2 protein-coding genes are annotated in these 881 nt (G+C 64.1%); both read left to right on the top strand.

From position 1 onward, the window contains the following. Positions 1–68: 68 nt before the first annotated feature. Complete coding sequence (locus MB1_RS24780; protein WP_066913783.1) at positions 69–386, top strand: transposase; 318 nt, start codon at positions 69–71, stop codon at positions 384–386. Further along, the coding region (locus tag MB1_RS24775; RefSeq protein ID WP_157084414.1) for an IS3 family transposase at positions 383–881 on the top strand (499 nt) is incomplete at its 3' end. The genes MB1_RS24780 and MB1_RS24775, both read left to right, overlap by 4 nt.

The raw sequence follows: 881 nt of genomic DNA, 5'->3' as shown, positions 1-881 counted from the left end.
TGAACCTCCCCAGTTTCGGTGGACACCTGAGATAGCGGGACGAAGGGTTCTGCTGGGAGGATGTCGCCATGTCCAGGACGCGTCGGTCGTTTACGCCTGAGTTCAAGGTGGAGGCTGCTCGTCGGGTGATTGACGGTGGCCGGCCGGTCTCGGAGGTAGCACTCGAGCTCAACGTGCACGAGAACCTGCTGGGCAGATGGGTACGTGAGGAACGTCGACGCGACGGCGCGGCCGGCGACGCCCGGAACGCGCCGCCCGACGATGATATGTCGGGTGCTGATCGGGCCGAATTACGCAGGCTGCGTGCGGAGTTGGCCGAGAGGGACCGAGACATCGCGTTCCTGAAAAAAGTATCGGCGTACTTTGCGGGCCAGCAACATCGGTGAGCAAGTTCGAGCTCATAGCTGCAGAGTGCGCCGACCACGACATCACGACGCTCACCGACCTGCTCGGGGTGTCACGATCGGGCTATTACGCCTGGGTGAATCGGCGGACCCGTGTGGATGTGGGGCCACGTCGGCAGCGGCGCCGCGATCTGGAGGTGAAGATTCTGGCGCATTGGCAGGCCTCGCATCGCACCTATGGCTCACCTCGGATCACCGCCGACCTGCATGCCGAGGGTGTGTCGGTCTCGGAGAACACCGTCGCGAAGATCATGGCCGAGATGGGTATCGAGGGCATCAGCCCTCGCACCTTCACGGTCGCGACCACGCGGGTCGATCCGACGGCGTCGTTCCCTCCGGATCGGGTGGGTCGCGCGTTCGATCAGGGTGGAACCGATCGGGTGTGGACCTCGGACATCACGTACCTGACCTGCGGTGAAGGTGATGCGTACCTGTGCGCGATTCGGGATGAGCACTCGCGTCGGGTGCTCGGGTGGT

Origin of the sequence: Millisia brevis NBRC 105863, assembly GCF_001552615.1 — a bacterium.
GTDB classification, from domain to species: domain Bacteria; phylum Actinomycetota; class Actinomycetes; order Mycobacteriales; family Mycobacteriaceae; genus Millisia; species Millisia brevis.
The sequence above is the reverse complement of the archived record's forward strand: the minus strand, read 5'-3'. Positions and strand labels throughout refer to the sequence as shown.

Excerpts from the sequence above, each read along its gene's own strand:
- MB1_RS24780 (WP_066913783.1), top strand. The coding sequence starts at position 69 with ATGTCCAGGACGCGTCGGTCGTTTACGCCTGAGTTCAAGGTGGAGGCT.